Genomic DNA, 2,650 nt, shown 5'->3' with positions numbered 1-2,650 from the left:
CGCCAGCGTCAACCACACATCGTCCGCGGCTACTTCGGCGGCCCACACGTCCGCTACGTCCTGGACGAGAACCCTTTGAGTTTCTGATCAATAGCGGTGGTTTGTTGACGGCGGGTCAGGGCTGCGGTAGGCCGGTAGCAGAGGAACGTCGCCTTGCTGCCTGGGAGCTTGTGATGACCCGTCGTCAACAAACCACCGCTAGCTGTGTTGTTCGGACAGGTTGGTGACGCGGCTGGCAGGTGTTTGGCCGTGGATGCCGGTGTGGGGTCGATTGGCTTCGTTCACGTGAAGTAGCAGCGATTGCTCAGCATTTTGGGCAGCAGGTGGCGATCTTGAGTGCTCCGGATGTTCACCAGAGATGACGTCACCCGGCGGCGATGGGGGTCGTTGCAACTTCCTGCGCTTGGGTGTTGGCCGCGCTGCTCACGGTTCCCGCCTTCGGAGGGCTGGGCCGTTTCCGTGAGACGTGTGCTGGTTTGCGTCTCGGCCGTGATCAGAACTGGTTCGCGATCCGTCGGCCGATCTGTTCGAGGAACTCCTGCAGGCTGGCCGCGGCGACGCCGAAGTCGTCAACCCAGGAAGCTGTAGTGGACTTCCAGATTTGTCCGCTGCCGCTGATCGCGAAGAGATGGCCTCCGCCGTCGCTGGCGAATACCAGTGCGATCCATTCGCCGTCGATCGGTGCGGGGCCGTACTCGCGGAAGTGTCCTGCCACGGTCGCGGGTGAGTGGATGAAGTACCCGCTGTCGACATCGGGCAGGGAAGCTTCGCTGATCACCCAGTAGAGCGTGGTTAGGTCGGAGGGGATCGGCGTCAGGTCCACGAGTGCGTCCGTCGCCTGGTGGCTGTCGTCGGTTGCGAGCATCACGGCGTTGTAGCCGGGCGGGAAGCCGTGTGTCGGGAGGAACGACTGCATCAGCTTCGTCAGCGCTCCATCGGTCTGCTTCCACCAGGATCGGACCCACTCCGCGTCAAGCCGCTCACCTGGCATGTTTCCCCCTCGAATACGCGTGTGACCCCCTGGCCGGGTCCGGGAAACATATCGGAAGGCTCGGCAGGGGGTGGGTGGGAGCCGGATCGGGGGAGCCTGGAGCGGTCAGCCGGCCTTGGCCGCCTCCTCGGCGCGGGCTCGGGTGCTGGCGAGGCGGTAGGAGTCGGTGCCGGTCTCGATGATGGTGCCGTTGAAGGTGAGGCGGTCGACGATGGCTGCGCAGAGGCGGGGGTCGGTGAACGTCTTGGTCCAGCCGCCGAAGGACTCGTTGGAGGCGATGGCGACGCTGTTCTTCTCCTCGCGTTCGGTCAGGACCTGGAAGAGGAGTTCGGCGCCGCGGCGGTCGAGTTCCATGTAGCCGAGCTCATCAATGCACAAAAGATTTACGCGGCCGTAGCGGCGTGAAGCCATCAACGGCCCCGGCCTCCACCGGCGCCTGGCCCACCTGTTCGACCGCCCTGAACCGACCATCAAGGACTGGATCAAAGCAGCCCGCGAGCGCGGCTACCTCTCCCCCGCCGTCCCAGGCCGCCGGGCCGCCGTCCCAGGCCCACTCCTCAGTCCCCTTGCGGAGGAGAGCCCGCGTCCTCCGTCAGCTTGAGCTCGGCAACCGACACCGCAAGGGGTCCCAGCCGTAAGGCGCCAAGACCCCCGCGGCGCAGGCGCTAGGTGTGTTGTCCCGGGACGTTGGTGACACGCGTGCTGGGTTCTTGAAATGGGTGAGGGCCTCCGGGTTCGGTGTGGATTGCGACATCTACATCGATCCGAGGAGGCCCTCGTGGTCCACCGTAATGCTCCGCTGACCGAGACCGGACGACTTCGCCTGGCCCGCTGTGTCGTGAATGACGGCTGGCCCGTGGGGCGGGCCGCGGAACGCTTCCAGGTCAGCCACACCACCGCCGCCCGCTGGGCCTCCCGCTACCGCACCCTGGGCGTCGCCGGAGTGAGTGACCGGACCAGCCGCCCCCACCACCAGCCGCTCGGGACCCCGGCCGCAGTGGAGGACCACGTCCTGCAACTACGGCGCGAGCACCGCATCCGGCCCCTGCGACTGGCAGTCCGGTGCCACATCGCGCCCTCGACCGCCCACCGCATCCTGGTCCGCCACGGCCTGCCGCCCCTGGCCGCACTCGACCGGGCCACCGGCGAACCGGTACGCCGCCATGAACGGGCCCGGCCGGGCGAACTCGTCCACATCGGCGTCGCGCTGATGACCGAGATCGGGCAGTTCGGCCCCGGCGGCCGCGCCCTGTACGACCCGCGCCCGGGCGAGCGGAACCGCTGGGGTCGGTTCGGCGACACACCCTGACCCGGGTACGGCGACGGGCCGCACGGAAGACTCGTGCCGTCCGTCGCCGTTTGTTCCCGGTCTGGATCTCGTCCGCCGCCAACCGGTGATGTCGAGCAGCAGGCCGTCCAGCGGGCCGCCGATGAGTTCGGCGTAGTCCCAGAAGGGCAGCGGCTGAGGCAGGCCGGCCCCCACGGGAACTCCAGGTCGTCCGGGAGACGGCTTCCAGCGCCTTGTCCTAACCAAGCAGTAGCGGCGTACTCAGACAGGCACTTATGAAGTTCCCCCCTGATCCTGGACAGCGGGTGGTTACGCTGCGGGGGTGAGGTCGTGGGTCGTCAGGGCTCTGGTTTCGAGCGGGGTGACGTAGC

1 protein-coding gene and 2 pseudogenes are annotated in these 2,650 nt (G+C 67.3%); 1 reads left to right on the top strand and 2 read right to left on the bottom strand.

The window, feature by feature from the left end; all coding sequences use genetic code 11:
• Positions 1-493 precede the first annotated feature (493 nt).
• The gene (locus ACFWTC_RS38710) at positions 494-991 is read right to left on the bottom strand and encodes a hypothetical protein (protein WP_384030693.1); all 498 of its coding nucleotides are present in this window, start codon (positions 989-991) and stop codon (positions 494-496) included.
• Positions 992-1,096: 105 nt separating this feature from the next.
• Positions 1,097-1,390: pseudogene (locus ACFWTC_RS38705) on the bottom strand (ATP-binding protein); the annotation flags it as partial.
• 379 nt (positions 1,391-1,769) lie between these two features.
• Here ACFWTC_RS38705 and ACFWTC_RS38700 point away from each other — a divergent pair.
• Positions 1,770-2,196, top strand: a pseudogene (locus tag ACFWTC_RS38700) (leucine zipper domain-containing protein); the annotation flags it as partial.
• Positions 2,197-2,650 lie beyond the last annotated feature (454 nt).

It is taken from the genome of Streptomyces sp. NPDC058619 (assembly GCF_042717785.1).
GTDB lineage: Bacteria > Actinomycetota > Actinomycetes > Streptomycetales > Streptomycetaceae > Streptomyces.
Note: the sequence above shows the minus strand (reverse complement) of the source record. Positions and strands in the feature narration are given on the sequence as shown.

Coding starts and splice junctions, on each gene's coding strand:
- ACFWTC_RS38710 (WP_384030693.1), bottom strand. CDS start 991: ATGCCAGGTGAGCGGCTTGACGCGGAGTGGGTCCGATCCTGGTGGAAG.